This is a genomic window from Luteimonas sp. RIT-PG2_3 (assembly GCF_054902115.1).
Genome location: NZ_JBUBPF010000001.1, coordinates 665,198 through 689,949 on the forward strand (window position 1 = coordinate 665,198; position 24,752 = coordinate 689,949).

Sequence of the window (24,752 nt, forward strand, 5' to 3'; positions counted from 1 at the left end):
GGCAGCCATAGTCTGCATCGCGGAACCTCTCGGACAGGGCGAGATGCAGGGGCGCGCATCCGCACGGCATCGGCGCTGCGTCCAGGCTGTGGCATTGTGTCCCATCACCCTCGGTCCCACGACTTGCCAGGAAGCTGGAATCTACAATGGATGCGCGACTGCTGCCCGCACTGGCGGCGTTTTCCTGTGTGGCCCGGCACGGCAGCTTCAGCCGCGCCGCGACCGAACTGGCGGTCTCGCCCTCGGCGCTGTCGCAGACCATCCGCGCGCTGGAGGCCCAGCTCGGCGTCCGTCTGTTCAACCGCACTACCCGTCGTGTCGGCCTGACCGAACAGGGCGCCCGCTTCCTGCGCGAGCTCGGTCCCGGCCTGGCCCAGATCCACGGCGCCCTGCAGACGCTTGAAGCGCAGCGCGAACTCCCGGCCGGCCACCTGCGCATCACCGCGCCACGCATCGCCGCCGACAGGCTGGTGCTGCCGCACCTGCCTGCCTTCTGCCAACGCTACCCGCAGGTGCAGGTCGAGCTGACCATCCAGCCCGCGCTGACCGATCTTGTCGCCGAGGGCTATGACGTCGGCATCCGCCTCGGCGAATCGCTGGCGCTGGGCATGGTCGCCCTGCCGCTGGGACCGATGCAGCGGCTGGTCGTCGTCGGCGCGCCGGACTACTTCGTGCGCCACCCACCACCGCAATCCCCGCAGGACCTCGCCGCGCACGCTTGCATCCGCTATCGCCGGACCAACGGCCGGTTGATGAGCTGGGAATTCAGTCGCGACGGCCACGACTTCAACGTCGAGGTCGACGGCAGCCTGGTCTTCAACGACAGCGGCCTCGGCCGCCGCATGGCGATCGCGGGCCACGGCCTGGTGCAGATCTTCGAAGCCGCCGCTGCCGCCGACATCGCCGCGGGCCGCCTGCAACCCGTGCTCGACGACTGGCAACCGCCGTTCCCCGGCTTCCACCTGTACTACCCCGCCCGCGAACAACTGCCGCCCAAGCTGCGCGTCTTCGTGGATTTCCTGCGCGCCGCCCCCATCCAACAGGCAAGCCCCTGACCCGCGGCGCCAGATCCCGTCACCGGCGCCACACCCAACACGCCTCTACCGACTGTGCCCACACCGCCCATTCCCATCGACCTCGTCCCGCCCGCCGACGACCCGCGCCCGCAGCCACCGGAAGCACCGCTGCCGTCGGACTGCTGCGACAGCGGCTGCCCGATCTGCGTGCATGACCTCTATGCGGATGAGCTGCAGGAGTATCGGGAGAAGTTGGCGCGGTGGCGGGAGAGGAATCCTGGCGTGGAGTAAGGGATTTGACTGGCCTGCTCTGGATCGACCGGTGCATTTCTTGCATTCGCGTATCGCTAACGTCAGACAGCGCGCTATCTCCCACAGTTAGTGTTCGAAGCGACCGCTTTCGAACCAAAGCGGAAATTCGAGCATGTGTTGCGGTTGGCTGCTATGCAAGCGGCTGTCGATGTTCGCCACCACGACTCGGATGCCCCTTTGTTGTGGATTGTCGTCAGCGACGGTCGTGGCAAGGGCCACCGAGTGTAAGGCTGGAATGCCTTTACCTTTTGGGTTCAGTTCGACCCGCTATTTTGTCCATTTCTCATTCCCGCCAAGCTCATTAGTATGCTGAACTACGCACGCAAGAAGTACATCTTGGTCTGCATCGAGTTCGATCCGGTGGCCGAAGATCACCGCGGTACTGCATGCATTTCCGATTTGACTCAGTACTAAATGGGGAAAGGACGTGGGAACAATTCGGCGGTTGGTGCTCAAAAATTTCAAGCGCTTTAGGGCGCTGGAACTGGAATTCGATCCGGAGTTGAACATCCTGGTTGGCGGCAACGAAGCCGGAAAGAGTTCGGTGCTTCAGGCGATGGACATCGTACTGAGCGCTAGTCGCAGCAAGGTCGAGGGCATTGGGCTCGAAGCGCTGTTCAACGCCCACTGCATCGCCGAGTTCCTTGCTGGCGCCAGGAAAATCGTCGACCTGCCCGAGCTGCTGATCGAGGTCTACTTCGATGATCTGCCGGGTCGCCACGACCTGGATGGGCGGAACAACAGCAAGGGCGCCGACCACCTGGGCATCAAGATGGTATGCAAGCCGATTGATGAGTACACGAAGGATATCCAGGCGATCCTCACGGAGAAGCACGAGAACTTCCCTTTCGAGTACTACGGCGTACATTTCCTGACGTTCACGGACGAGGCTGTTTTTCCGTACAAGAGGCCGCTGCGGCACCTGCTGATCGACAGCTCACTAATCAACAACGAGCACGCCACGCGCGAGTACACTCGCTCAATGTATGCCGCGCATGCGAGCGTTGCCCAGCGCAATCTGCACGGCTTCGAGTACCGAAAGGCGAAGGCGAAGTTCAAGGACGACGTCTTCAAGACGATGAACGACGGGCTGGATGCCTACAAGTTCGATGTCAGGACCAGCCCGAAGGCCAGCGTTGAGACCGACATCATCATCACCGAGGACGATATCCCGGTGGACAGCAAAGGCAAGGGGCGCCAGTGCTTCATCAAGACAGAGTTCGCGCTGCGCAACCGGGAGCATGCGCTTCACGTGCTTCTGCTTGAGGAACCGGAGAACCATCTCAGCCAGGTGCATATGCGCAAGTTGATCGAGCGCATCCGCGTCTCCGTCAAGAAGCAGCTCTTTGTTGCCACGCACAGTAGCTTCATCGCCACGCGGCTGAATCTCCGCAAGGTCCTGATCCTGAGCGAAGAGAACCCGTCGCGACCGGCCAGCCTGAAGGATCTCAGCCCGGGAACCGCCGAGTTCTTCATGAAGGCGCCCGACAACAACGTACTGGAGCTAGCTTTGTGCAAAAAGGCGATCCTGGTCGAGGGCGACGCGGAGTTCATCCTAATGGAGGCTCTCTACAAGATCAGCGCTCCCGGTTGCAGCCTGGATGGCGATGGCATCCATGTGATATCGGTCGATGGCACCAGCTTTAAGCGCTACCTCGAACTTGCCAAGCTGCTGGGCATCAAGGTGGCAGCGATCCGCGACAACGACAAGGACTATGCAGCTAACTGCGTCGCGAACTACTCTGACCACGTGTCGGCATCTATCCAGGTCTTTGCTGACCCCGACAACGCCCGCCACACCTTCGAGGTCTGCATGTACCAGGACAACCAGACCGCCTGCGAGGAGTTGTTCGCGGTAGGCCGTAAGACCCTGAGCGTCGAGGACTACATGCTTAAAAACAAGACCGATGCCGCGTTCCATCTGCTAGAAAAGAAGGGCGCCGCGCTAGCAGCCCCGGGCTACATCCAGCAGGCGGTGGCATGGATAAGAGCGTAGTCTTTGCGGTCGCCGGGTCGGGCAAGACCACCCGCTTGGTCACTGCGCTGGACGAGGCGCGGCGCTTCTTGCTGGTCACGTATACCGAGGCCAACCACGATAACTTGCGTGCCAAGGTCATCGAGCGCTTCGGCTATCTGCCGCCCAATATCTCGATCTACACCTATTTCAGGTTCCTGCACAGCTTCTGCTACCGGCCGTTCCTACGCTCCAAGAAGGACACACGCGGCATCACTTTCAACACTCCTGACCGGTTTCCGGTCTACCCTTTGACCGATGACAGGCGCTACATGTCGCTCAGCCGCTGGCTCTATGCGAACCGTCTCGCCAAGTTCATCGAGCAGTCTGGCCTGGTTGGTGCTGTGGTGGCCCGCATCGAAAAGTACTTCGACGTTCTCTTCGTCGACGAGGTACAGGATTTCGGCGGGCATGACTTCAACTTCCTGTTGGCCATCAGCGCGGCGCAGGTGAACATAGGCTTCGTCGGCGACTTCCACCAGCACACCTTCGACACGAGCCGTGACGGCAACGTCAATGCCAACCTGCATGAGAACTACGATGCCTACAAAAAGAAGTTCGAGAGGGCTCGGCTGAAGGTCGATACCGACAGCCTAAAGCGCAGCCGGCGCTGCAGCAAGAGCGTCTGCGACTTCATCACGGAGAAGATCGGCGTCGAAATTCAGGCGCATGACGAGCGAGCCAGTGTTGTGCGCTTCGAGGACGACCCGGCAGCGGTTGCGGCCATCTACCGGGATCCTGGGACGGTCAAGCTGTTCTACAAGGAACACCAGAAGTACGGCTGCTTCTCACAGAACTGGGGCGCGTCCAAGGGCATGGATCGCTACGAGGACGTGTGCGTAGTGCTGAATCCTGGCAATGTGAAGGCTTGGAACGCCGGCAGCTTCCGGGACATCAACCCGGAGACGCGCAATAAACTATACGTCGCCTGTTCCCGCGCAAGAGGCAACCTGACGTTCGTCCCCGAATCCCTGCTGAAGGGCTACAAGTGCTCCTGAGTGCTGCTGCGCCGCACGTGAGGAGCCGGAGCCCCGAACGCAGCTCATGGCCGAAAGCGGTCAACCGCACCAACTTGTCACCACGCTCGACGCCACGTTCGTACTTTCCATGTTCCAGGATGTCGAACCAGAACATGGCTCGACAGCGTTCTCGATCAAACTATGGTGCGTGCCCCCAAGATCAAAGCCTCCACCACCTCCTCCAACGCCATCCCACACGCCTCCTCCACCTTCAACGCCAGCAACGCATCCGCCCGCGTCCGTCCCAGATTGATCGCAGCGACCGGCTTGCCTAACGCCGTCGCGGCTTCCACGAAGCGCAGGCCCGAACGCACCATCAGCGACGAGCCGACGACCAGCATCGCGTCGCTGGCGGCGAGGGCGTCCATCGCGATTTGCACGCGGGGGCGGGGGACGTTCTCGCCGAAGAACACGACGTCGGGTTTCAGCACGCCGGCGCAGTGGCTGCAGGCGGGGACTTCGAAGCCGCTGAAGTCGATGCCGTCGAGGTCGGCGTCGCCGTCGGGTGCGATGACGGCATCGAGGTTTGCGAAGGCGGGGTTGCGCGTCTGCAGCGCAGTCTGGAAGGCGTCGCGCGGGCTACGTTGTCCGCAGTCCATGCAGACGATGACGTCGAGGCGGCCGTGCAGGTCGATGACGGCTTGGCTGCCGGCGCGTTGGTGCAGGCGGTCGACGTTCTGGGTCAGCAGCAGTTCGATGCGGCCGGCGGCTTCCATCGCGGCCAGGGCGTGGTGCGCGCTGTTGGGCGTGGCGACATGGAACATCGGCCAACCGACCAGGCTGCGCGCCCAGTAGCGCTGGCGGGTGGCCAGGCTGCCCATGAAGGCCTGCACGGTGACCGGCGGCGTGCGTTTCCAGGCGCCGTCGGCGTCGCGGTAGTCGGGGATGCCCGAGCCGGTGCTGACGCCGGCCCCGGTCAGGACGAACAGGCGCGGGTGGCGCTCGATGAAGGCAAGCAGGGCGTCGCGGTGGGTCATGGCCGCCAGCATAAGCCGGCGGCGGGTGTTGGCGTGTGCAGGCGCCGGTGGTTCGGCGCCTGTCGTCAGGCGATCATCCAACCGTCGTCATGCGGACACTGGCGACGGCGCCTCCGCTGTCGATGACGCGGCGGTCGGCGCGACGGCCGGACCGAGGTTGAAGGTCCGGCGCAGGAAGTCGGCGCCGTCCTGCAGGGCCTGTCGCGCGATCGACGAGACCTGCACGGCTTCGATGAAGCTGTGCGGCGCGCCGGCATACAGCTTGACGTCAACGCTGACGCCGGAGGCGAGCAGCTTGCCGGCCATCGCGAGGTTCTGTTCGCTGAGCACGTCGCATTCGCCGACGCCGATGAAGTACGGGGGCAGCCCCTTGAGGTCGCCGAGCAGGCCGTGGGTATACGGGGTGTTGCGATCGTCGGGCTTGGAGATGTAGTAATTCCAGAAGGTGTCGACTTCGACCGCGGTCAGCATGTCGGCGTCGGTGCCGTACATGCGCCGCGAATGCGGCGAGCAGTCCGGGGTGTAGCCGGCGTAGTAGGCGAGCACGGCAGAGACGCGCTCGCCTTCGCCGAGGTCGCGCAACTGCAGCACGGCGCCGGTGCTGAGGTTGCCGCCGGCGGAGTCGCCGCCCAGTGCGATCCGGCTGCCGTCGAGGCCATGCGCGTCGCCGTTGGCCTGCAGCCAGCGCACGACGTCGATGACCTGTTCCAGCGCGACCGGATAGCGCACTTCCGGCGACAGTGCGTAGTCGATGCCGACGACGGCGACACCCGCGCGCGCGGCGAGTTCGCGCATCACCCGGTCGTGGGTGTCCAGGCTGAACATCGCCCAGCCGCCGCCGTGCAGGAAGCCGAGCGTGGGCTTGGACGTGCCGGGTGCGGGGTCGTAGATGCGCAGCCGCACCGGGCCGTGGCGGGTCTCGGCGAACACTTCTTCGATGCGCGCCGGTACCGGGCCGCCTTCGCACCAGGGGCGACGCACCTGCTCGACGATCTCGCGCTGTTCCGGCCAGCCCAGCGTGCGGCCGGCGCGCAGGCGCCGTCCTTCGGCGATGACGCTGTCGATGAAGGTCGCGATCTCCGGGTCGATGGGGCGCGCGCGCGGTTCGATGGCGGCGATCGCATCGGCGCCACGGCCACCGTCGAAGCGGCGCATCCACGCGGCGAGCGGGTGCTGCCGGGTATCCCAGAGGCCGCGCAGGATGTCGTCGAAGACGTCATCGCGCTCATCCTGGCCCAGCTTGAACGTGGCGCGGGTCTCGCGGATATGCGCATGGAAGCCGACGACGGCGGTGCGCAGCGCGGTGTAGCGCTCGCCCATTTCCTCGACGTGCCAGGCGCCGGGCCGCGGCCGCTCGACGTCGTCGACCAGGCCGCGCAGCAGGCGGTCTGCGTCTTCCGGCGTATCGCGCAGTTCGATGTCGACCTCGAACTGTGCGATGGCGTAGTTCCAGGTCGGTGCGCGCGTGCGGTCGGCAAACCACGACGGCGAGACATAGCCGTGCGGGCCGATCAGCAGCACGGTCGCGCGCGGGTTGTCGAGGAAGGCGCGCCATTGCGCGTTGCTGCGCGCGAAGTGGCCGATCAGGCGGACCGGCTGGCCATCGGCATCGCATTCGACCTGGACCGGCAGCGGCGTTGCCGACAGTGCGCCGGCCGCACCCGAGACGATCCAGGCGAGCGGCTGCTCGGCGACCAAGTCGACGATGTCGCGCGATGAAAGGGGCTGGAACGGGGAAGGATTGGACATGGTCTTTGACTGCTCGGGAAATCGTGAGGTCGTGAGGTCGTGAAATAGGAAGGCCGTGCAACGCGCGGACGGCTTCAGGGCGTCGCGGTGGCCACCGAATGCGCAGGCCAGCGATCGGCCCAGGGCGCGGCGGCTTCGAGTTCGTAGGCCAGTGCGAGCAGGGTGTCTTCCTGTCCGCGGTCGGCGGCGAACATGCTGCCGATCGGCAGTCCCCCGGCGCTGCTCGACAGTGGCAGCGAGATCGCCGGCGTACCCGCCATGTTCTGCAGCGGCGTGTAGTCGATCCACGCGAACATCGTGTCGAACAAGCTGTCCATGGGCAGGTCGGGTGCGTAGGTGCCCAGCAGCGGCGGCGGCGCGCTGGTCACCGCGCTCAGCACCACGTCGTACTGGCCGAAGAACGTCGACAATTGCCCGGGCAGCTGCGCGATCTGCCGGTAGATCGTTTCCAGCGCACCGGTCGGCAGCGCGTTCGCACGCGTGGCCAGGGCCAGCGTCCACGGCTCCACGGCATCTTCGATCCGGCGCCCGCCCAGCAACGCACGCGCGCCATCGACGGCATCGGCCGCCAGGTGCGACCACAGGTCTTCAAAGGCACCCAGCACGGCATCGCCATCGAGCGGCCAGCGGGCGCGTTCGACGTGATGGCCCAGCGACGCACAGAGCTGGGCCGTCCCGGCGATCGCGGCCTGCACATCGGCGTCGGGCGTGGCACCGCGCAGGCCGTGCTCGATCACGGCGATGCGCAGGCGTTGCTTCGATGCGCCCTGCACCACGCTACGTCCCGGCTGCAGGTGGGTGGCCGCGAAGCCCCAGGCGGCATCGCGCACGCTGCGTGCATGCAGGCCATCGGCGACCAGCAGATCCTCGACCAGATGACGGCCACGCACGCGCACCGTGCTGTCGCGGCCCGGCTTCAGCCCGACCACGCCGCAGCACGACGACGGCAACCGGATCGAACCACCGCCATCGCTGCCCTGCGCGACCGGCACCAGTCCGGCAGCGACCGCAGCGGCGGCGCCACCACTGGAACCGCCGGGCGAATGCGCCAGCGACCAGGGATTGCGCGTCACCGGGCCCTGCAGCGGTTCGGTCGAGGCGAGCAGTCCGAACTCCGGCATTGACGACTTGCCGACCGCGACCAGGCCCTGCGCGATCAGGCGGTCGACATAGGGATGTCCGCGCTCGAGCAGCGCCCCGCTGCGGCTGCGCGAGCACGACAGCGTGGGCATGCCGGGATAGTCCAGCGAATCCTTGGCCAGCCACGGTACGCCGGCCATCGGTCCGCGCGCCGCGGCGCCACCGTCGGCTGCGTCCAGCGCAGCGGCCTCGCGTCGCGCCAGTGCGAACGCGCGATGGCTCAGCGTCTGCAGCTGCGGATCCAGGGCTTCGATGCGCAGGATCGCAGCTTCGGTGAGGCCGCGGGCATCGATATCGCCCGACTGCAGCAACGCCGCCTGGTCGTGGGCATCGAGCTGGCCGATCGTGAAGGCATCCGGGCGCGTCAGGGTGTTGCGGGACATGCAGTGATCCATCGTGTTGCTGCAGGAAAGGGAGTGCGGCGTGTCAGCCGCCGCGTTGCAATGCGCGCGCGCGGCCATAGCCGACGTAGAGCAGCGCGCCGATCGCGGCGTATACGGCCAGCAGCACGACTGGCAACAGCTCGCCGTTGCGCGCCTGGTTGAAGATGTCGAGCGCGACCGGCAGCGTCATCGCGAAACTCATGACGATCGCCAGCACCGGCACCACGCCGTACCAGGTGCCGCCGATGCGCACGCCGCCGAACGGCACACGGAAGCGACCGAGCCGTTCGGGCTGTGTGCTGCGCATGCGGATCAGGCTGACCGCGACCATCGCGAACATGAAGGCGACGCCGAACGAGATCAGGTCGGCCATCACCGAGATCGGCAGCAGCGCCGCATTGATCGCCGCCAGCGCCGCCAGCAGCAGGTTCGCGATCCACAGGCTGTTGCGCGTGGGATGCAGGCGGCTGAAGACATCCGGCAGCAGGCCGTCGCGCGACATCGCATAGCAGACGCGCGAGTGACCGAAAGAGTTGGCCAGCAGGACGGATGCCAGCCCGGCCAGCGCGCCGATCTTGATGACCACTGCGAACTGCGGCCAGCCGATGCGGTCGACCGCGAGCGCGATCGGGTCCGGCACGTCGAGCTGGCGGAACGGCACCAGGCCGGTCAGCACCACGGCGGCCAGCACGTACAGCGCCGCGCAGATGCCCAGCGCGCCGAGGATGCCGATCGGCACGTCGCGCTGCGGGTTGCGGGTTTCCGCCGCCGCGGTCGACACGGTCTCGAAGCCGAGGAAGGCGAAGAACAGCAGGGCGGCGGCGCGCGCCACGCCTTCCCAGCCATACGTGAAGCCGCCCTCGTTGGGCGGCACGAACGGTGTCCAGTTGGCCGGATCGACGGCGGTGGCGCCGACGACGATGAAGCTGATCAGCACCAGCACCTTGACCACGACCAGCACAGTGTTGGCCAGCGACGAGCGTGACGTGCCGAGCGCGACGATCGCGCCTGCGGCCAGCACGGCGCCCGCGGCCACCAGATTGGCGTGGCCGCTGACCGCCAGCGCCTTCTCGCCATCGACCGACAGCAACTGGATCGCCGGTGTCGAGATCGCGGCCGGCAGCACGATGCCGAGGTCCGCGAGCAGGCTGCCGAAATAGCCGGAAAAGCCGACCGCCAGCAGCGAGGCGGCCACGCTGAACTCGAGGAACAGCAACCAGCCCAGCGCCCAGGCCGGGCCGATGCCGAGCATGTGCTTGCAGTAGCTGTAGGCCGAGCCGGACTCGGGCACGCTGGAGGCCAGCTCGGCGTAGCACAGGCCGACCAGCAGGCAGGCGACCCCGGCGATGACGAACGACAGCGTGACCGCCGGGCCGGCGTACAGCGACGCGGCCGTGCCGATCAGCACATAGACCCCGGCGCCGAGGATGTTGGCCACGCCCAGCACCAGCAGCGACTGCCAGCCCAGCCCCAGCTTCAGGCCGGGCCTGTTCAAGCCAGGCCCGTCCAAGTCGGGCGTGTCAGCGCCGCTCACAGGTGCACCGCCATCGCCCGCAGCGGCGGGAGGGAGGCGGAAGGGTCCGCGCAAGCGGCAGGCTGAAGTCGGGGATCGATCATGTCGGCTTCATGCTGTCGATGCCGACCGCACGATGCTTCGCCATCCCGCCCCGCGACTTGGCCGAACGTACCCTCGGGATGTTGCCGTCGATCCGGGAGCGCGGGTTGTCCTGTGGGAGCGCCGACAGGCGCGATGAAGCCTTCCCATGAAAACCCATCGCGCCTGTCGGCGCTCCCACAGAGCCTGCGCGCTCCTACCTACGTATGTTGCTCAGCGGATCTCGAACGCGAACCGCAGCACGTCGGTCACCGAACGCGCCGGCACGGTGATATGGATCTCGTCCGGATACTGGCGCAGGCGGACGCGCAGGCCATGGCCCGACAGCCGGTCCAGGCGGTCGACGAGGGCGCGCGCGGGTTCGGGATCGTCGTCGATGTCCTGGTCGCCGGTGACCACCATCAGGCGGCTGGTCTTGCCGATCTTGCCGCTGGTCAACCTGGCGGTGAACACGCGCTCGTCTTCCAGCATGCCCTGTTCGTTCCACTCCATCGACGGGCTGGCGGCGACGATCGAGTGGAAGGCCTGCGGACGCTCGTACAACGCATACAGCGCGAACAGTCCGCCCAGCGAATGGCCGAACAGCGAGTGGCGCTCGGGATCGGTGCGGAAGCGGCTGGAGACCTCGCGGCGCAGCCTGCCGGTCATGAAATCCAGGAACTGCTTGCGCTCGCCGCTCTTGTACTGCGCCAGCGCGCGCCATTGCCGTGGCGGCGGATCCAGCAGCGGCGCGGTGTAGTCGTTGAGGCGACGCACGTCGTAGGCATCTTCGCCGGGATAGCCGACGCCGACGATGATCGACTGCCCGATCGGCGAGGATTCCTGCAACCGCCGCGTTTCCGCGAACGACGCGAAGCTCGCATTGCCGTCGAGCACGTACAACACCGGGTAGCCATCCTCCGGCGCCTCGCCACTGCTGGGGAACGACACGAAGATGCGATAGATCTCGCCGCTGTCGGAGGCCAGGTCCCAGACCTGCGTGGACGGCATCGTGTAGCCCGGTGCGGGCGGCGGCGTCGCGGCCGATGCAGGCGTGCCGGCCTGCTGCGCCCAAGCGGGTGCGGTGGCCAGCGAGAAGCCGATGGCGATCGCCCCGGCGTGGATCATCGTCCTGCAGCGTTTCATCATCTCTGGCTCCTGTAGTCTGTCATGCGGCGAACCTCCGTCGGGCCGTGCCCCGTTGCGTATCAACCGCGGCACGCGGCCGGCGATATCCCCTTGCACACGGGTCGCGCGTGACCTGCATTGAAACATGCTCTGGCCCGCCTTGGTCCAACGGTACATTCGAGGATCGGTCTGTCCGTCAGGCGTCCGGAGCGCGGATCGCTTCCGCAACAGCACGCCTCACTTCTGTGGGAGCGCACCCGGGCGCGAACGGGCTTTCATGGGAACACTTCATCGCGCCCGGGTACGCTCCCACAGAAGCAATCTGCGCACCTGCAGGCGTGGTGCTCAGAACATCACCAGCGCCTGCGCCCGCCAGCGTGCGTCGCTTTGGTTGCGCGTCAGCAGGCCAGAACGTTCGGGGTCGATATCGGTGTCGCTGTAGCCGATCGAGTAGGACCAGGCCTTGTGCTGTGCGACCAGGCGCAGGTCGACGTTGTCGTAGTTGCCGATGCTCCGGTTGCTGAAGTCGTGACGGCCGGCGGCGACGACGGCGGACACCGGCACGCCGCCTGGCTTGCCAAGGGGCACGCTCAGGTTGGTGTAGTGATAGGTCGAGTTCCCACCCTGGAAGTAATCCCAGGCGTAGTAGCTGCCGGCGCCGAGGCGGGCGACGCCGAAGTCGTACGAAACGAACACAGTGGCTTCCTCGAAGTCGAGCGAGAGCGTGTCGGAAGGACGTTGCCGGTAGAGATAGCCGGCGTTGACGTATAGCTTCCCGATCCGCTTCGCCCAGCCCAGGAAGTAATCGACTTCGATGCTGGTATCGCTCCCTGGGCCGAGATCGAGATTGCCGGCCCATGCGCCGACGTAGGCGCCGCTGTCGTGGTTGAGCTTGAGTTCGCCGATGAGCGCCGGCTTGCCATCGGTCAGCGACTGGCCACGCCAGACGTACTCGGTGGCGACGGCGGCGCCGTTACTCCAGTGGAAGGGTCCCTGCGGCTGTTCGGCCGAAGCGATGGCGGGCATGCCGAGTACGGCAAGGCTGGCGAGGAGCCACGGGAGTCGATTCATGGCCCGAGCTTAGGCATGGCCACGCAGGCACTCTTGACCAAAGCGGTACCGGAATGCGCCGGAAAGGCTTGTCGCGCGGGTGTTCGATCTCCGCCACGCATGGCAGTTTGCCGGCATGCCCGTCCATTCTGCTGGTGCCTGACGATGCTTTCAGGGACGTTTCGGCTAAGCCCGTGCATTGATCGGCATGCCGGCCGCGCGATGGGGCGGCTAGGCTCGGGACACGTTCCTGCAACAGGTCAGACCTTGGCAACCACGTCCTCCGTCCCCGCATCCCCCGCCGTCGCTGCCAGCGCGCGCGAGTGGCTGGCCCGCCTGGTCGCGTTCGATACCACGTCCCGCAATTCGAACCTCGCGCTGATCGAGGCTGTCGAGACCTGGCTCGACGCGCTCGGTGTGCCGTCGACGCGGATCGCGGGCGCCGATGGCAGGAAGGCGAACCTGCTGTTCTCGATCGGCCCCAAGGTCGCTGGCGGTGTCGTGCTGTCCGGTCATACCGATGTCGTGCCGGTCGATGGCCAGGACTGGCGCAGCGATCCCTGGACGCTGACCGAGCGCGACGGGCGCCTGCATGGGCGCGGCGCAGCGGACATGAAGGGCTTTCTCGCCGCCGGCCTGTCGCGGGTACCGGCGATGCTGGCGGCCGACCTCAAGCGGCCCGTGCATTTCGCGCTGTCCTACGACGAGGAGGTCGGCCTGCTCGGCGCGCCGTCGCTGATCGAGGTGCTGATGGCCGACGTGCCGCGACCGGCGCTGGTCGTGGTCGGCGAGCCCACCGGCATGCGCGTGGTCGATCGCCACAAGGGCATCATGGGCCTGCGCACCACGGTGCTCGGGCACGAGGCGCATTCCAGCCAGACGCACCTGGGCGTCAGCGCCAACATCGTCGCGACGCGGTTGATGGCGAAGATCGTCGGGATCGCCGACCGCCTCGCCTCCGCCTCGCCCGCCGTCGCCAGTGACCCCAATGGCTTCCAGCCGGCGCACACCACGGTCACCATCGGCGTCGTGCACGGCGGCACCGCCGCCAACATCCTCGCGCGCGAGTGCAGCTTCATCTGGGATATCCGCTCGCCATCGCCGACGCAGGCGCGCGCGGTCTACGACGAGGTCGAGGCCTACGCCCGCGAACTCCATGCCGACATCCATGCGCGCTTCGCCGACTGCGGCATCGCCACCGAGATCCTGTCCGACGTGCCGCCGCTGACCGGCGATGCACTGGCGCCGGCACGCGAGCTGGTCTACCGGCTGGCCGGCTCGTCCGACTGCGAAGCCGCGTCCTATGTCGCCGAAGCCGGGCTGTTCGAACGCGCCGGTATGCCGACGGTGATCTGCGGTCCCGGCTGGATCGCGCAGGCGCACCAGCCCGACGAGTACATCGCGCTCGACCAGCTCGCCGCCGGCGAAGCCTTCATGGACCGCTTGGTCGAAGCGCTGTGCCGATGAGCCACGACGCCCGCGAGACCGACCACGGGCGTATCGTCGGCAGCCGTGGCTGGGTGCTCGGCGTGCTGACGTCGATCTACCTGGTGAACTTCATCGACCGCCAGATCCTGGCGATCCTGCTGCCGCAGGTGAAGGCCGAATTCGGCCTGTCCGACAGCGTGCTCGGCCTGCTGGTCGGCCCGACCTTTGCGCTGTTCTACGCCACGATGGGCCTGCCGCTGGCGTTGCTCGCCGATCGCGTCAACCGGCGTCGGCTGATCGCGGCGTCGCTGGCGCTGTTCTCGGCGATGACGATCGCCTGCGGACTGGTCGTGCAGTTCTGGCAGCTGGCGGTCGCGCGCATCCTGACCGGCGTTGGCGAAGCCGGGACCGGGCCCGCCTCGCAGACGATGATTACCGACCTGTATCCGCCGGAACGGCGCGGCCGGGCGCAGGCGATCTACGCCACCGGCGCGAACCTGGGCGTACTGGTCGCCTTCGCCGCGGGCGGCGCGATCGCCGAAGCCTGGGGCTGGCGCACGGCGTTCATCGCCGCCGGCCTGCCCGGCCTGGTGCTGACGGTGGTGATGCTGACCACTGTGCGCGATCCGCAGCGGGGCGCCAGCGATGCCCGCGTCGCCCAGGCCGAGGCCCCGCCCTTCGGCGCCGTCATGCGACAGCTCTGGCAGAGCCGCGCGTTCCGCTACACCGCGCTGGGCGCCTGCTCGACCTGCTTCACCGCCTATGCGCTGGGCAGCTTCTTCCCGTTGTTCCTGTCGCGCAGCCATGGCATGTCGACCGGCGAGATCGGCATCGCGATGGCGCTGATCATGGGCGTCTGCGGCGGGCTGGCGACCTACATGGCGGGCCATCTGGCCGACCGCTTCGGCCGCCGGGACCAGCGCTGGTACGCCTGGATCCCGGCGCTGGCTGCGCTGGCGCCGCTGCCGTTGGCACCGATCTGCTTCCTCGCCCAGGACACCGGCATCGCCTTGGCCGCGGCCATCGTGCCGCTGTCGTTGACCGCTGCGTTCATCGGCCCGACGATCACCGTGGTGCAGCGACTGGTACCGTTGCGCAGTCGCGCCACCGCCGTCGCGACCCTGATCCTGATCGACAATATCGTCGGCCTGGGCCTTGGACCGCAGTTCGTCGGCCTGGCCAGCGACCTGTGGAAGCCGGCGCTGGGAGAGGACTCCCTGCGCTACGCCATGCTGGCGGCGACGGCCGGCTCGGCGGTCTCGGTCTTCGGCTTCGTCATGGCCGCGCGCCACCTGCGTGCTGATATCGGCGCACGCGAGGCAGCAACGGCATCGAATGGATAAGGAACCGCTCCGACCGGTCAAGAAGACCGGCAGGGCGCTGCAGTACGTTCATTGACAACCGGGACAAGCGTCACCACCGCCGGACGACAAGCACCTTTGTGAAGGAAAGCCCCGCATGACACAGACACCCGCTCGCCTGCTGTTGCCCACCGCGATCTGCATCGCATTGATGACGACGCCGACGTTCGCCCAGACCACTCGCGAGGCCGGCCAGGCATCGTCCACCGACACCGCCGCGCAGGCCAGTGTCCAGGACCTCGACAAGATCATGGTCATCGGCCAGCGCGCCAGCCGCGTCAGCAACGGCGCGACCAACCTGGACCTCGACATCAAGGAGACCCCTCAGTCGATCAGCGTGATCACCAAGGAGCAGATGGACCAGTTCGGCGCCGACAGCCTCGACGATGCGCTGCGCCTGGCCACCGGCATCCAGGTCGAGAAAACCTCGACCAACCAGACCCAGTACCTGGCGCGCGGCTTCGAGATCAAGAACACCCAGATCGACGGTGTCGGCCTGCCCAACGGCTGGGGCGTGGTCACCAATGCGATGGATGCGTTCGGTTTCGACAAGCTTGAAGTGATCCGTGGCGCCAACGGTCTGCTGACCGGTGTCGGCAATGCCGCCGGCACCATCAACTACGTGCGCAAGCGCCCGACCAACGAAGCACAGGGCCAGGCCGGCCTGACCATTGGCTCGCAGGGTCGCCGCCGCATCGAGGCGGACTACTCGACGCCCTTCACCGAAGACGGCACCTGGGCTGGACGCGTCGTTGTCGCGCGCGAGGAAAGCGATTCCTACCTGCGCGATTTCGAGAGCGACCGCACCTACCTGTACGGCGTCATCGACGGCCAGGTCGGCGAGAACGGCACGCTGGCCTTCGGCTACTCCTGGCAGAAGGCCGACACCAGCGGCAACATGTGGGGCGCGCTGAGCTTCATCGACACCAACGGCAACCAGCTTGAGTGGGACCGCAGCGCGTCGACCACGCAGGACTGGACCTACTGGAACTCGACCACGCATGCCGGCTTCGTCGAGTACACCCACCGGCTCAGCGACAACTGGCAGGCCAAAGCCTCGTACAACTACCGCGTCTACGACCACGACTCGCAGTTGTTCATGGGCTACTCGCTGTTCGGCCTGGATCCGGTGACCGGTACCGGCCTGTACGGCTGGGCCTACAAGAGCCCGTATGAGACCAAGGCGCACCTGGGCGACGTGACCGTCAATGGCCGCTTCGATCTCTTCGGACTGGAACAGGAAGCGATGTTCGGCGTCAGCACGGCGCGCAGCGAAGGCACGGACTGGTACCACCCCACCGACACCAGCAATCCGCAGATCTTCGGCGCCTTGCCGGGCTTCCCGTATGCCGGCAACGCGATCCCGCAGCCGGCTTGGGGCGAGCGCGCCGTCTACACCACGTTGAACCAGCGCCTGACCCGCGTGTTTGGTGCGACCCGCATCGCGTTCACGGAGCGCTTCAAGAGCGTGCTCGGCTTCAACTGGGCCGAGTACCAGCGCGACAGCGTCGACAATGCCGGCGCGACCTCCGACATCACCGACCGCAACCTGGCACCCTACGCGGGCGTGACTTTCGATTTCAGCGATCGCTTCACCGGCTACGCCAACTACTCGTACATCTACCAGCCGCAGGACGCCGTCGACTACGACCGTGTCTACATCGATCCCAGCAAGGGCACCAACTACGAAATCGGCGTCAAGGCCGAATGGCTGGATGCGCGCCTGCTGACCACGCTGGCCTGGTTCAGCGCCAAGCAGGATGGTCTGGCGACGTACGTCGGCACGCGTTTCATGGAAGGCTACGCCTACGGTTACTCCAGGCCCGTCGACATCGATTCCCAGGGCTTCGAGTTCGAAGCCAGCGGCAAGCTCAGCGACAACACCAACCTGTTGTTCGGCTACACGCAGCTGTCGATGGATGGCGAAGATGGCAGCAACACCTACAGCTGGGTCCCGCGCCGCACCGCCAACCTGCTGCTGAGCACGCGTCTGTCCAGCAACCCGGCGTTGTCGTTCGGTGTCGGTGGTCGCTGGCAGGGCCGCATTTCCAACTACGAGAGCTACGTCACCAGCGCACCGGTCCGCCAGGGTGGCTACACCTTGTTGAACGCCTTCGCCGCCTGGGACATCACGCCCGATGTCACCCTGCGTGCCAACCTCAACAACATCACCGACAAGAAGTACATCCAGAGCCTGTACTCGGTGAGCTACTACGGTCCGCCGCGCGAGTACGCTGTCAGCATCGACTGGCGCTTCTGAGGTGACGTGTGGATGCCCCGCAAGGGGCATCCTTTCAAGGCGTTGTCCACAAAGCTATGAGCGCTCCCACCGCATGCGCGCCTGCAAACGTGTCGCGCTTTACGGCGTCCCACCCTCGCTCTGCACCCACGTCCGCACGCGCGTCGGCACGTGCCGCGTCAGCGCCGGATGCCGTGCGATCGCGTGCTCGATGCCATCGCGCGCGCCATCGCCGTTGCTTTCGCGCACATGCGTGTCCAGGAACGCCAGCACCAGATCGCCGATCGCCGCGGTCGCCTCGCCGGCATCGATGTCGCCGACACGCTCATCGCGCTTCGGCCCCTGCAAGAGGCTGACGAAATCGGTGAATCCCAGGTGGCGGATGCCGCCCAGGCGCACGCGCAGCACGTCGGTGTCCTGCCCGGCCTCGCGCCATGGCGCATACGCCAGATCGTTGGGACTGAAGTCCGCGTCCTTGGGTTGGCCAGGGAACAGGCTGAACTGCGTCCAGTCGCTGAGCATCAGCAGCAGCGGCCGCTCGACCGCGCCGTCATACAGCGCCGGATCGAAATTCTGGCCGTCCAGGTTCACCGCCGCGCGGCAGGCGTCGACCAGCCGGCAGCTGGTGGCCGACGTCGCGCCGCCGAACGACATGCCGGCGAACGCCAACCGACTGCGGTCGGCGCTGGCGAGCGCCGTGCGCAGGGCCTCGGGCTCGTTTCCGTCGACGATGGCGTGCGCGACCGCCAGCGTATCGTCGCGCCATTGCGCGAACGAGCGGCCGATGCGCGTGGCCGGCAGCGTGGCGGCATACGTGGTCAGCGCCTCGCGGCGCGCCGCGAGATCCTGCCCCGTCACCAGCACGTTCAAGGCCTCCGCGAAGCGCGGATCGTCGCCCTCGACGGCCAGCCGTGTTGGCGCGATGCGGCCATCCGGCAACGGCAGGTCCGCGGCATCGCCGGGATGCGCGATCGATACCACGATGTAGCCATGGCTCGCCAGTCGCGCGGCCAGTGCGCTGTTCTGCTGCGGATAGAGAAAGAAGCCGTGGCTGAAGACCACGACCGGAAAACCGCGCGCGGCCCGTGCCGGTCGCGCGTCCGCGTGGACCGCCATGCGCAGCGTGCGCATCGCCTGCAGGTCCTCGGGCGCATAGCCGAAGTTGCGTGCGATCGCGGGCAAGGTGACCGTCGCGGCCTCGCCGGCCAGGTAAGGTGCATCCCCACTTGCCCCGCGCTCGGCCGGATACCAGGCGATCGCCGGCAGTCGCCGGGGGCCACTGGCCGGCGCGTCGCCGGTGCGCGGCCTGCCGTCGACGGCATCGCCGTCCAGCGTCCGCGTCGCATCGACGAACGCGAACGTGCGGACGCCAACGGCATACGGCCCATCCGCAGCCGGCAGTGCGGGCGGTGAGGCCGTCGCGACCATCGACCAGGTCGCCAGCGCCAGGGTGGTGAATGTCAGTCGCATCGGCATGGTTCCTCTCAGGGTAGTGACGCCCATGCAGCGCATGCGCGGTTGGACATGGGCACCTAGTTCACCCGCGCCGCGCCCGCGAAGGCCGACGGCGGGTTGCCACGTTCGCGCGGCAGCTCCGCCAGCACGCCCTGCATCGCCATCGCGCGCACCAGGGTCGGGCTGGAACCGAACGCCAGCTTGAACGCGCGCGTGAAACTGCCGGGGCATTCGTAGCCGCATTCGATGGCGATGTCGATCATCGACATGTCGCTCTTGCTGACCAAGACCATCGCCTTCGACAACCGCACCTGCTTGTAGACCTGTGCGACGCTGCCGCGGAACAGGACCTGGAAGCCGTACTGCAGTTTCTTGATCGTCATGCCGACCACCGACGCCAGCTCGGCCACGCTCAGCGGCTCGTCCAGGTTCTCCTCGATGACCTGGCGGGCCAGCCGCACCTTCTCGACGTCGGCGCGGCGCAGCACCGGGCCGTCGGTGTCGTTGGATTCGGCATGCGCCTGGATCACCGCGCAGACGATCTCGATCGCCTTGGCGCTCAGGTACAGCCGCTGCAGCTCGCCCTCGTACGGGCAATCGAAGGCCTGGCTCGCGGCGATGCTGGCACCGCTGCCCAGCGGCACATGGCGCAGGCCGATCGGCGTGCCGTCGACAATGTAGTCGCGGAAGATCGCCGGCAAGGCCTCGACGTCGAGCCCCAGCACGTCGCGCACGCGGTCGCGGCGCAGGAAGATCGACACCCAGCGCAGTGGCCGGTTGGGCTCGTACACCGTATGCACCGACTCGCCGCTCGACAGCCCGTAGAACGTGCAGAAGCCGTGCGCGAGTTCTTCGTCCGACAGGTCGCCGTCGGCGGAGATCGTGCTCTTGCCTTCGATCCAGGCGCAGAACACCAGGTGGTCGTCGCAGCGGTGCGAGCGCGTCAGCGGCCGGGTCGCGCGGAAGTCGACCACGGCCATCGACATGGCGTCGTTGAGCTGGTGGAACACCCAGCCGCCATCGCCGACCGACTCGTCGTAGTGGTGGCGGAAACCGTGGCCGGACACCAGCGGCTCGCGCCAGCCCTCGTTGACGGTCGGGCCGCGCCAGCGCGCCGCCTCGCCCGGCTGCCCGGCACAGTCCAGCATTTCTTCGATGGTGCGATCGTCGAGGATCATCCGGCTTCACCTTGTTGTCTGCATCGACGCGTCTTGTGGCGTCTGGGTGGGTGCGACACGCACCGGCGCGATGGCACCGACACGGCTTGCGCGAGCACGGACATCGTGTCCGCGTCGTGCCCGGGGCTGCCAGCATCCTGTGGCGGCGTACGCGGGCCCTTGCCGTGACACGGCAGGGGCCATGGACGGGAGCGAAGGCCCTGCCTGCAGGTGAACGCTTCGCGTGCCCCGGCCGCTTCGGCTAAGTGGCCGCCCTGATCGGCATCTCCGTCGCGGGGTCCCGAGGCTACGCTCGAAAAACGTCCTATCGACAGGTCAGCCCTTGGCAACCATTTCCTCAGTCCATGCCGTCATGAAAGGCCGGCGCCGGTCCGCTGTCCAGTGGCGGCCAGCGCGGGCGGATTTCGGCTATGTCCCTGTTTTCAAAAGGCAAGCGGCGGAGGCGACGCAACAATTCGGCATCGGCGCGGGCGCAAACGCGCGTGCGACGCGTCAAGACGCGCAAATTCGCCGAGCCATTCCCGTGGCGGGCCGCCCGGTTCCGGCGGCCACGGCGCCCGGATTGTTGTCGGACGCCGACGCAACGGCGACACTCCGGGCAGTCGCTGCGCCCGGTACCCGTTCACATGACCCAGAAAGATGCCCTCGATCGGATCGACCTCAAGATCCTGCAGGCCCTGCAGGAGGACGCCCAGATCAAGAACCGCGTGCTCGCCGACCGGGTCGCGCTGTCGCCCAGCGCCTGCCTGCGGCGGATCCGCGACCTGGAGACGCGCGGTCTGATCACCGGCTACCGCGCCCACGTGGCGATCGATCGCATCCGCACGGTGACCATCGTGATCGCGCAGGTCTCGTTCGAGCGGCACTCGGTGGGCCGCTTTGTGGGCTTCGACGACTGGACCCGCAGGACCCCCGAAGTGGTGGAGTCGGTGCGCATCAGCGGGCACTACGACTACATGCTGCGCGTGGTGGTCAGCGACGTGCACGACTGGAAGCGGGTGATGCGCGAGATGACCGAAGGCGACTTCGGTGTCGAGAAGATCGTCTCCAGTTTCCTGATGGAGGACATGAAGTCCTTCGAAGGCTATCCGCTGACGCCGGGCGGCCCGCCGGGCTGATCGAAGCCTCGCGCGGCCACGGTCGCGCGTCGACCGTCCCCGTGCGCGGCGATGACCGCGCGGACGGCATTCCCGCCGCCGGCACGGGTGCGCCAGCATGAGCGCACCTGGCATCCTGCCCGCCGACGACACCGGCGACGCCACAGCTCCGGCCGCCACCGCGCAACGACGCGGCCCGCTGCACGGGCTGGTGGTACTGGACATCACTCGCGTCGTTGCCGGTCCGTACTGCTCGATGATCCTCGCCGACCTCGGCGCGCGCGTCATCAAGATCGAGCATCCCGACGACCCGGACTATGTCCGCGGCTTCCCGCCCTTCATCGGCGAGGGCGACGACCGCTTCAGTGCGTTCTTCGCCCAGTACAACCGCCACAAGGAAGGCATCACGCTGAACCTCAAGCATGAGGAAGGCCGCGCGCTGCTGCGACAGCTGGTCGCGCGTGCCGACGTGCTGGTCGAAAACTTCCGCCCCGGCACCATGGCGCGCTTCGGCGTCGGCTACGAGAACCTGCGCGCCGTGAACCCCAGGCTGGTCTATGCCGCGATCAGCGGCTTCGGCCAGACCGGGCCGAATGCGCTGAAGCCCGGCTTCGACAACAGCGGCCAGGCCACGGGCGGCCTGTGGTCGATGAACGGCTACCCCGATCGCGCGCCGGTCCGCGTAGGCACCATCGTTGGCGATGTTTCGGCGACGCTGTTCGCGACGATCGGCGTGCTCGCCGCCGTCCGCGAGGCCGAGCGCACCGGGCAGGGCCAGATGGTCGACGTCTCGCAGCAGGACGCGGTGCTGGCGCTGACCGAGAACGCGGTGGTCAAGTACACCGTCGACGGCGAGATCGCGGGGCCCCTGGGCAACGATCATCCGTTCGTGCGCCCGTACGGGCAGTTCCCGTGCAAGGACGGCCATGTCTTCTTCGGCGGTTACAACGACAAGCTGTGGGCGTTGTCGTGCCGCAAGTTCGGCACGCCCGAGCTGATCGCCGATCCCGAGATCGACACCATGGCCAAGCGCTTCGACGCCGAGGTCTATGCGCGCCGCATCCTGCCGGTCATCGAGGACTGGTTCCGCGCGCGCAGCAAGGCCGAGCTGGAAGCCATGGCCGGTGACGACATCCCGTTGTGCGCGGTCAAGAACATCGCCGAGGTCGTCGCCGATCCGCATATCGCTGCGCGCGACATGATCGTCGACGTCGACTACCCGCAAGGGACGATCGGCATGTTCGGCACGCCGATCAAGCTGTCACGCACGCAGGCGCAGGCCAAGGGGCAGGCGCCCGGCGTCGGCGAGCACAACGCGGCCGTCTATGCCGAACTGCTGGGTATCGACGCCGATGGATTGCAGCGGATGAAAGACCTGGGAGTGGTGTAGTGGCAATCTCTTACGACGTCTCCGACGGCATCGCGATGGTGCGCTTCAACCGTCCGGACAAACTCAACGCCCTGACGCTGTCGATGTACCGCGAGCTTGGCGATGCGTTCATCGCGGCGCGCGACGACCAGCGCGTGCGCGTGGTGATCCTGACCGCCAGCGGCCAGCGTGCGTTCTGTGTCGGCGCCGACCTCGGCGAATCGATCCCCGCGCTGATGGAAGACCAGTTCGACATCTCGCAGTGGGACGACGCCCATCTGAAGAACCTGCGCCTGTACAAGCCGGTGCTGTGCGCGATCAACGGCCTGTGCCTGGGCGGTGGCTTCGAGATCATGCTGGGCACCGACATCCGCATCGCCTCCGAGACCGCCAAGTTCGCGCTGCCCGAAGCCTCGCTGGGTATCGTGCCGGCCGGCGGCACGCTGGTGCGCCTGGTCCGGCAGATCCCCTACGCGCATGCGATGGAGCTGCTGCTGACCGCGAACGGCTTCAGCGCGCATGAGTTGCTCGCCAAGGGCCTGATCAACCGCGTCGTGCCGCAGGCCGACCTGATGCCGACCACGCTGGCGCTCGCCGAGCGCATCAAGGCGCTGAGCCCGACCGCATTGGCCGTCATCAAGGAGTCCGTGCAGCGGCTGGTGCATCTGCCCGAGGCCGAGGCCTTCGCCGAGGAAGCGCGGCTGGGCCAGCGTGCCTTCACCAGCGACGACGCGCGCAAGGGCCTGGCCGCCTTCGCCAGCAAGCGGACGCCCGTCTTCTAGCGGACAGGCCTGGTGGGTGCGTTCCGACTTGGCCATTTCCACCGATCTTCCCGATTGATCAAACCCGTTCGATCAACCCGTCTCGATCCATCTCCACCCGCAGGCCCCACATGACCAACAGCAGCCGCATTCCGGGCTTCTACAAGCTCGATCCCGAAGCCCGCTTCCAGAAGCTCGTCGACTTCAGCGGCCTGCCGGCCGAACAGCTGCGGCCGTTGCAGCGCCCTGAAGCCGGCATGGACGCGATCGCCAATCGCATGATCGAAAATGCAGTTGGCACCATCTCGATCCCGCTGGGCGTGGCCGCCAACTTCCTGGTCAACGGCGTCGACTACCTGGTGCCGATGGCGACCGAAGAGCCGTCGGTGATCGCCGCGGCCAGCAACTCCGCGCTGGTCGCACGCGAGCATGGCGGCTTCCGCACCTCGGCGACGGCGCCGGTGATGATCGCGCAGATCCAGGTCATGGACGTCGCCGACCCGCACGGCGCCCGCCTGCGCCTGCTTGAAGTGCGCGATGAACTGCTGGCCCTTGCCGACGAGCAGGACCCGCTGCTGGTCAAGCTCGGCGGCGGTGCACGCGACATCGACGTCCGCCTGGTCGAGTCCGGTGATTTCCGCAGTGTCGTCGTGCACCTGCATGTCGACGTCCGCGACGCGATGGGCGCCAACGCCGTCAACACCATGGCCGAGGCGCTGGCTCCGCGCATCGCTGCGATCGCGCGCGGCCGCAGCCTGCTGCGCATCCTGTCCAACAAGGCCGACCTGCGCCTGGTGCGCGCGCGCGCCGTGTTCGACGCCGACAAGCTCGGTGGCGCCGCCGTCGTCGACGGCATCGTCGAGGCCTACCGCTTCGCCGCCGCCGATCCCTACCGTGCCGCCACCCACAACAAGGGCATCATGAACGGCATCTCCGCCGTCGTGCTGGCGACCGGCAACGACACCCGCGCGATCGAAGCCGGCGCCCATTGTCACGCCTGTCGCGATGGCCGCTACACCTCGCTGTCGCATTACGAGAAGGACGCCGACGGGAACCTCGTTGGTACCATCGAACTGCCGCTGGCGCTGGGCCTGGTCGGCGGGGCCACCAAGACCCATCCGACCGCGCAGGCCGCCGTCAAACTGCTGGCCGTCCGCAGTGCCGTGCAACTGGCCGAAGTCACCGCCGCGGTCGGCCTCGCGCAGAACATGGCCGCCCTGCGCGCGCTGGCGACCGAAGGCATCCAGCGCGGCCACATGTCCTTGCATGCCCGCAACGTCGCCGCCAATGCCGGCGCGAACGAAGACGAAATCGGCGCCCTGGTCGAACGCCTGGTCGCAGACGGACACGTCCGCCTCGATCGTGCCCAGCAGTTGCTGGCAGAGTTGCGGAGCGGCAGCGGCGCCACCAGCGCCTGACCGCGCTTCGTGTGGACGGGCGGGTGAATGGCCTGGCTTGAATGGCGTGGCCGAAATGACATGG

The 24,752-nt window shown here is 67.1% G+C and carries 19 protein-coding genes; 11 read left to right on the top strand and 8 right to left on the bottom strand.

Going from position 1 to position 24,752, the window contains the following annotated elements; all coding sequences use genetic code 11:
* Nucleotides 1–146: 146 nt before the first annotated feature.
* From ACYX7E_RS02760 to ACYX7E_RS02775, 4 genes are all read left to right on the top strand, one after another.
* A complete protein-coding gene (locus tag ACYX7E_RS02760) occupies nt 147–1,055 on the top strand; it encodes a LysR family transcriptional regulator (RefSeq protein WP_462079003.1) in 909 nt (302 codons plus the stop codon).
* 54 nt (nt 1,056–1,109) lie between these two features.
* Nucleotides 1,110–1,307, top strand: a complete 198-nt coding sequence (locus tag ACYX7E_RS02765) for an oxidoreductase-like domain-containing protein (protein ID WP_462079004.1) — start codon at nt 1,110–1,112, stop codon at nt 1,305–1,307.
* 469 nt (nt 1,308–1,776) lie between these two features.
* Nucleotides 1,777–3,324: an ATP-dependent nuclease gene (locus ACYX7E_RS02770; protein WP_462079057.1), complete on the top strand. Its 1,548-nt coding sequence runs from the start codon at nt 1,777–1,779 to the stop codon at nt 3,322–3,324.
* Complete coding sequence (locus tag ACYX7E_RS02775) at nt 3,309–4,340, top strand: DNA helicase UvrD (protein WP_462079005.1); 1,032 nt, start codon at nt 3,309–3,311, stop codon at nt 4,338–4,340. The genes ACYX7E_RS02770 and ACYX7E_RS02775 overlap by 16 nt, the downstream gene beginning before the upstream one ends.
* Nucleotides 4,341–4,495: 155 nt before the next feature.
* Here the strand turns inward: ACYX7E_RS02775 and ACYX7E_RS02780 are convergent, their stop codons facing one another.
* From ACYX7E_RS02780 to ACYX7E_RS02805, 6 genes are all read right to left on the bottom strand, one after another.
* Nucleotides 4,496–5,350 (bottom strand): NAD-dependent protein deacetylase, encoded by an 855-nt coding sequence (locus tag ACYX7E_RS02780; protein ID WP_462079006.1) that lies wholly within the window; start codon nt 5,348–5,350, stop codon nt 4,496–4,498.
* Between the two features lie 75 nt (nt 5,351–5,425).
* Nucleotides 5,426–7,087 (bottom strand): alpha/beta hydrolase fold domain-containing protein, encoded by a 1,662-nt coding sequence (locus ACYX7E_RS02785; protein WP_462079007.1) that lies wholly within the window; start codon nt 7,085–7,087, stop codon nt 5,426–5,428.
* A gap of 74 nt (nt 7,088–7,161) precedes the next feature.
* Nucleotides 7,162–8,610, bottom strand: coding sequence for an amidase family protein (locus tag ACYX7E_RS02790; protein WP_462079008.1), 1,449 nt, complete (start codon nt 8,608–8,610; stop codon nt 7,162–7,164).
* 43 nt (nt 8,611–8,653) lie between these two features.
* Complete coding sequence (locus tag ACYX7E_RS02795; RefSeq protein ID WP_462079009.1) at nt 8,654–10,105, bottom strand: APC family permease; 1,452 nt, start codon at nt 10,103–10,105, stop codon at nt 8,654–8,656.
* 333 nt (nt 10,106–10,438) lie between these two features.
* Entirely contained in the window at nt 10,439–11,350 is a 912-nt protein-coding gene (locus ACYX7E_RS02800) for an alpha/beta hydrolase (protein ID WP_462079010.1), read from the bottom strand.
* Between the two features lie 327 nt (nt 11,351–11,677).
* Nucleotides 11,678–12,403, bottom strand: coding sequence for a TorF family putative porin (locus tag ACYX7E_RS02805; RefSeq protein WP_462079011.1), 726 nt, complete (start codon nt 12,401–12,403; stop codon nt 11,678–11,680).
* 246 nt (nt 12,404–12,649) lie between these two features.
* On the opposite strand from ACYX7E_RS02805, the gene argE reads away from it, so the two are divergent.
* The 3 genes from argE to ACYX7E_RS02820 all read left to right on the top strand — a co-directional run bounded on the left by argE (nt 12,650) and on the right by ACYX7E_RS02820 (nt 17,431).
* A complete protein-coding gene (gene argE / locus ACYX7E_RS02810; RefSeq protein ID WP_462079012.1) occupies nt 12,650–13,849 on the top strand; it encodes an acetylornithine deacetylase in 1,200 nt (399 codons plus the stop codon).
* Nucleotides 13,846–15,153, top strand: a complete 1,308-nt coding sequence (locus tag ACYX7E_RS02815) for a spinster family MFS transporter (protein ID WP_462079013.1) — start codon at nt 13,846–13,848, stop codon at nt 15,151–15,153. The genes argE and ACYX7E_RS02815 overlap by 4 nt, the downstream gene beginning before the upstream one ends.
* 115 nt (nt 15,154–15,268) lie before the next feature.
* Nucleotides 15,269–17,431, top strand: a complete 2,163-nt coding sequence (locus ACYX7E_RS02820; RefSeq protein ID WP_462079014.1) for a TonB-dependent siderophore receptor — start codon at nt 15,269–15,271, stop codon at nt 17,429–17,431.
* Between the two features lie 99 nt (nt 17,432–17,530).
* Here ACYX7E_RS02820 and ACYX7E_RS02825 read toward each other — a convergent pair whose 3' ends face one another.
* Both ACYX7E_RS02825 and ACYX7E_RS02830 read right to left on the bottom strand, forming a co-directional pair.
* Nucleotides 17,531–18,880 (bottom strand): alpha/beta hydrolase, encoded by a 1,350-nt coding sequence (locus tag ACYX7E_RS02825; protein ID WP_462079015.1) that lies wholly within the window; start codon nt 18,878–18,880, stop codon nt 17,531–17,533.
* 62 nt (nt 18,881–18,942) lie between these two features.
* Complete coding sequence (locus ACYX7E_RS02830) at nt 18,943–20,043, bottom strand: helix-turn-helix transcriptional regulator (protein ID WP_462079016.1); 1,101 nt, start codon at nt 20,041–20,043, stop codon at nt 18,943–18,945.
* A 626-nt stretch (nt 20,044–20,669) separates the two neighbouring features.
* Here ACYX7E_RS02830 and ACYX7E_RS02835 point away from each other — a divergent pair.
* From ACYX7E_RS02835 to ACYX7E_RS02850, 4 genes are all read left to right on the top strand, one after another.
* The gene (locus tag ACYX7E_RS02835) at nt 20,670–21,161 is read left to right on the top strand and encodes an Lrp/AsnC family transcriptional regulator (RefSeq protein WP_462079017.1); all 492 of its coding nucleotides are present in this window, start codon (nt 20,670–20,672) and stop codon (nt 21,159–21,161) included.
* Between the two features lie 97 nt (nt 21,162–21,258).
* The gene (locus ACYX7E_RS02840; protein WP_462079018.1) at nt 21,259–22,530 is read left to right on the top strand and encodes a CaiB/BaiF CoA transferase family protein; all 1,272 of its coding nucleotides are present in this window, start codon (nt 21,259–21,261) and stop codon (nt 22,528–22,530) included.
* On the top strand, nt 22,530–23,291 hold the full coding sequence (locus ACYX7E_RS02845; protein WP_462079019.1) for an enoyl-CoA hydratase/isomerase family protein: 762 nt from the start codon (nt 22,530–22,532) through the stop codon (nt 23,289–23,291). The genes ACYX7E_RS02840 and ACYX7E_RS02845 overlap by 1 nt, the downstream gene beginning before the upstream one ends.
* A 110-nt stretch (nt 23,292–23,401) precedes the next feature.
* Nucleotides 23,402–24,688: a hydroxymethylglutaryl-CoA reductase, degradative gene (locus tag ACYX7E_RS02850; protein ID WP_462079020.1), complete on the top strand. Its 1,287-nt coding sequence runs from the start codon at nt 23,402–23,404 to the stop codon at nt 24,686–24,688.
* The last annotated feature ends 64 nt before the right edge of the window (nt 24,689–24,752 follow it).

What these genes read in the sequence shown, in the direction of transcription:
- ACYX7E_RS02760 (WP_462079003.1), top strand. Translation starts at nt 147, where the DNA reads ATGGATGCGCGACTGCTGCCCGCACTGGCGGCGTTTTCCTGTGTGGCC.
- ACYX7E_RS02775 (WP_462079005.1), top strand. Translation starts at nt 3,309, where the DNA reads ATGGATAAGAGCGTAGTCTTTGCGGTCGCCGGGTCGGGCAAGACCACC.
- ACYX7E_RS02780 (WP_462079006.1), bottom strand. Translation starts at nt 5,350, where the DNA reads ATGCTGGCGGCCATGACCCACCGCGACGCCCTGCTTGCCTTCATCGAG.
- ACYX7E_RS02785 (WP_462079007.1), bottom strand. Translation starts at nt 7,087, where the DNA reads ATGTCCAATCCTTCCCCGTTCCAGCCCCTTTCATCGCGCGACATCGTC.
- ACYX7E_RS02790 (WP_462079008.1), bottom strand. Translation starts at nt 8,610, where the DNA reads ATGTCCCGCAACACCCTGACGCGCCCGGATGCCTTCACGATCGGCCAG.
- ACYX7E_RS02800 (WP_462079010.1), bottom strand. Translation starts at nt 11,350, where the DNA reads ATGAAACGCTGCAGGACGATGATCCACGCCGGGGCGATCGCCATCGGC.
- ACYX7E_RS02805 (WP_462079011.1), bottom strand. Translation starts at nt 12,403, where the DNA reads ATGAATCGACTCCCGTGGCTCCTCGCCAGCCTTGCCGTACTCGGCATG.
- ACYX7E_RS02815 (WP_462079013.1), top strand. Translation starts at nt 13,846, where the DNA reads ATGAGCCACGACGCCCGCGAGACCGACCACGGGCGTATCGTCGGCAGC.
- ACYX7E_RS02820 (WP_462079014.1), top strand. Translation starts at nt 15,269, where the DNA reads ATGACACAGACACCCGCTCGCCTGCTGTTGCCCACCGCGATCTGCATC.
- ACYX7E_RS02825 (WP_462079015.1), bottom strand. Translation starts at nt 18,880, where the DNA reads ATGCGACTGACATTCACCACCCTGGCGCTGGCGACCTGGTCGATGGTC.
- ACYX7E_RS02830 (WP_462079016.1), bottom strand. Translation starts at nt 20,043, where the DNA reads ATGATCCTCGACGATCGCACCATCGAAGAAATGCTGGACTGTGCCGGG.
- ACYX7E_RS02835 (WP_462079017.1), top strand. Translation starts at nt 20,670, where the DNA reads ATGACCCAGAAAGATGCCCTCGATCGGATCGACCTCAAGATCCTGCAG.
- ACYX7E_RS02840 (WP_462079018.1), top strand. Translation starts at nt 21,259, where the DNA reads ATGAGCGCACCTGGCATCCTGCCCGCCGACGACACCGGCGACGCCACA.
- ACYX7E_RS02850 (WP_462079020.1), top strand. Translation starts at nt 23,402, where the DNA reads ATGACCAACAGCAGCCGCATTCCGGGCTTCTACAAGCTCGATCCCGAA.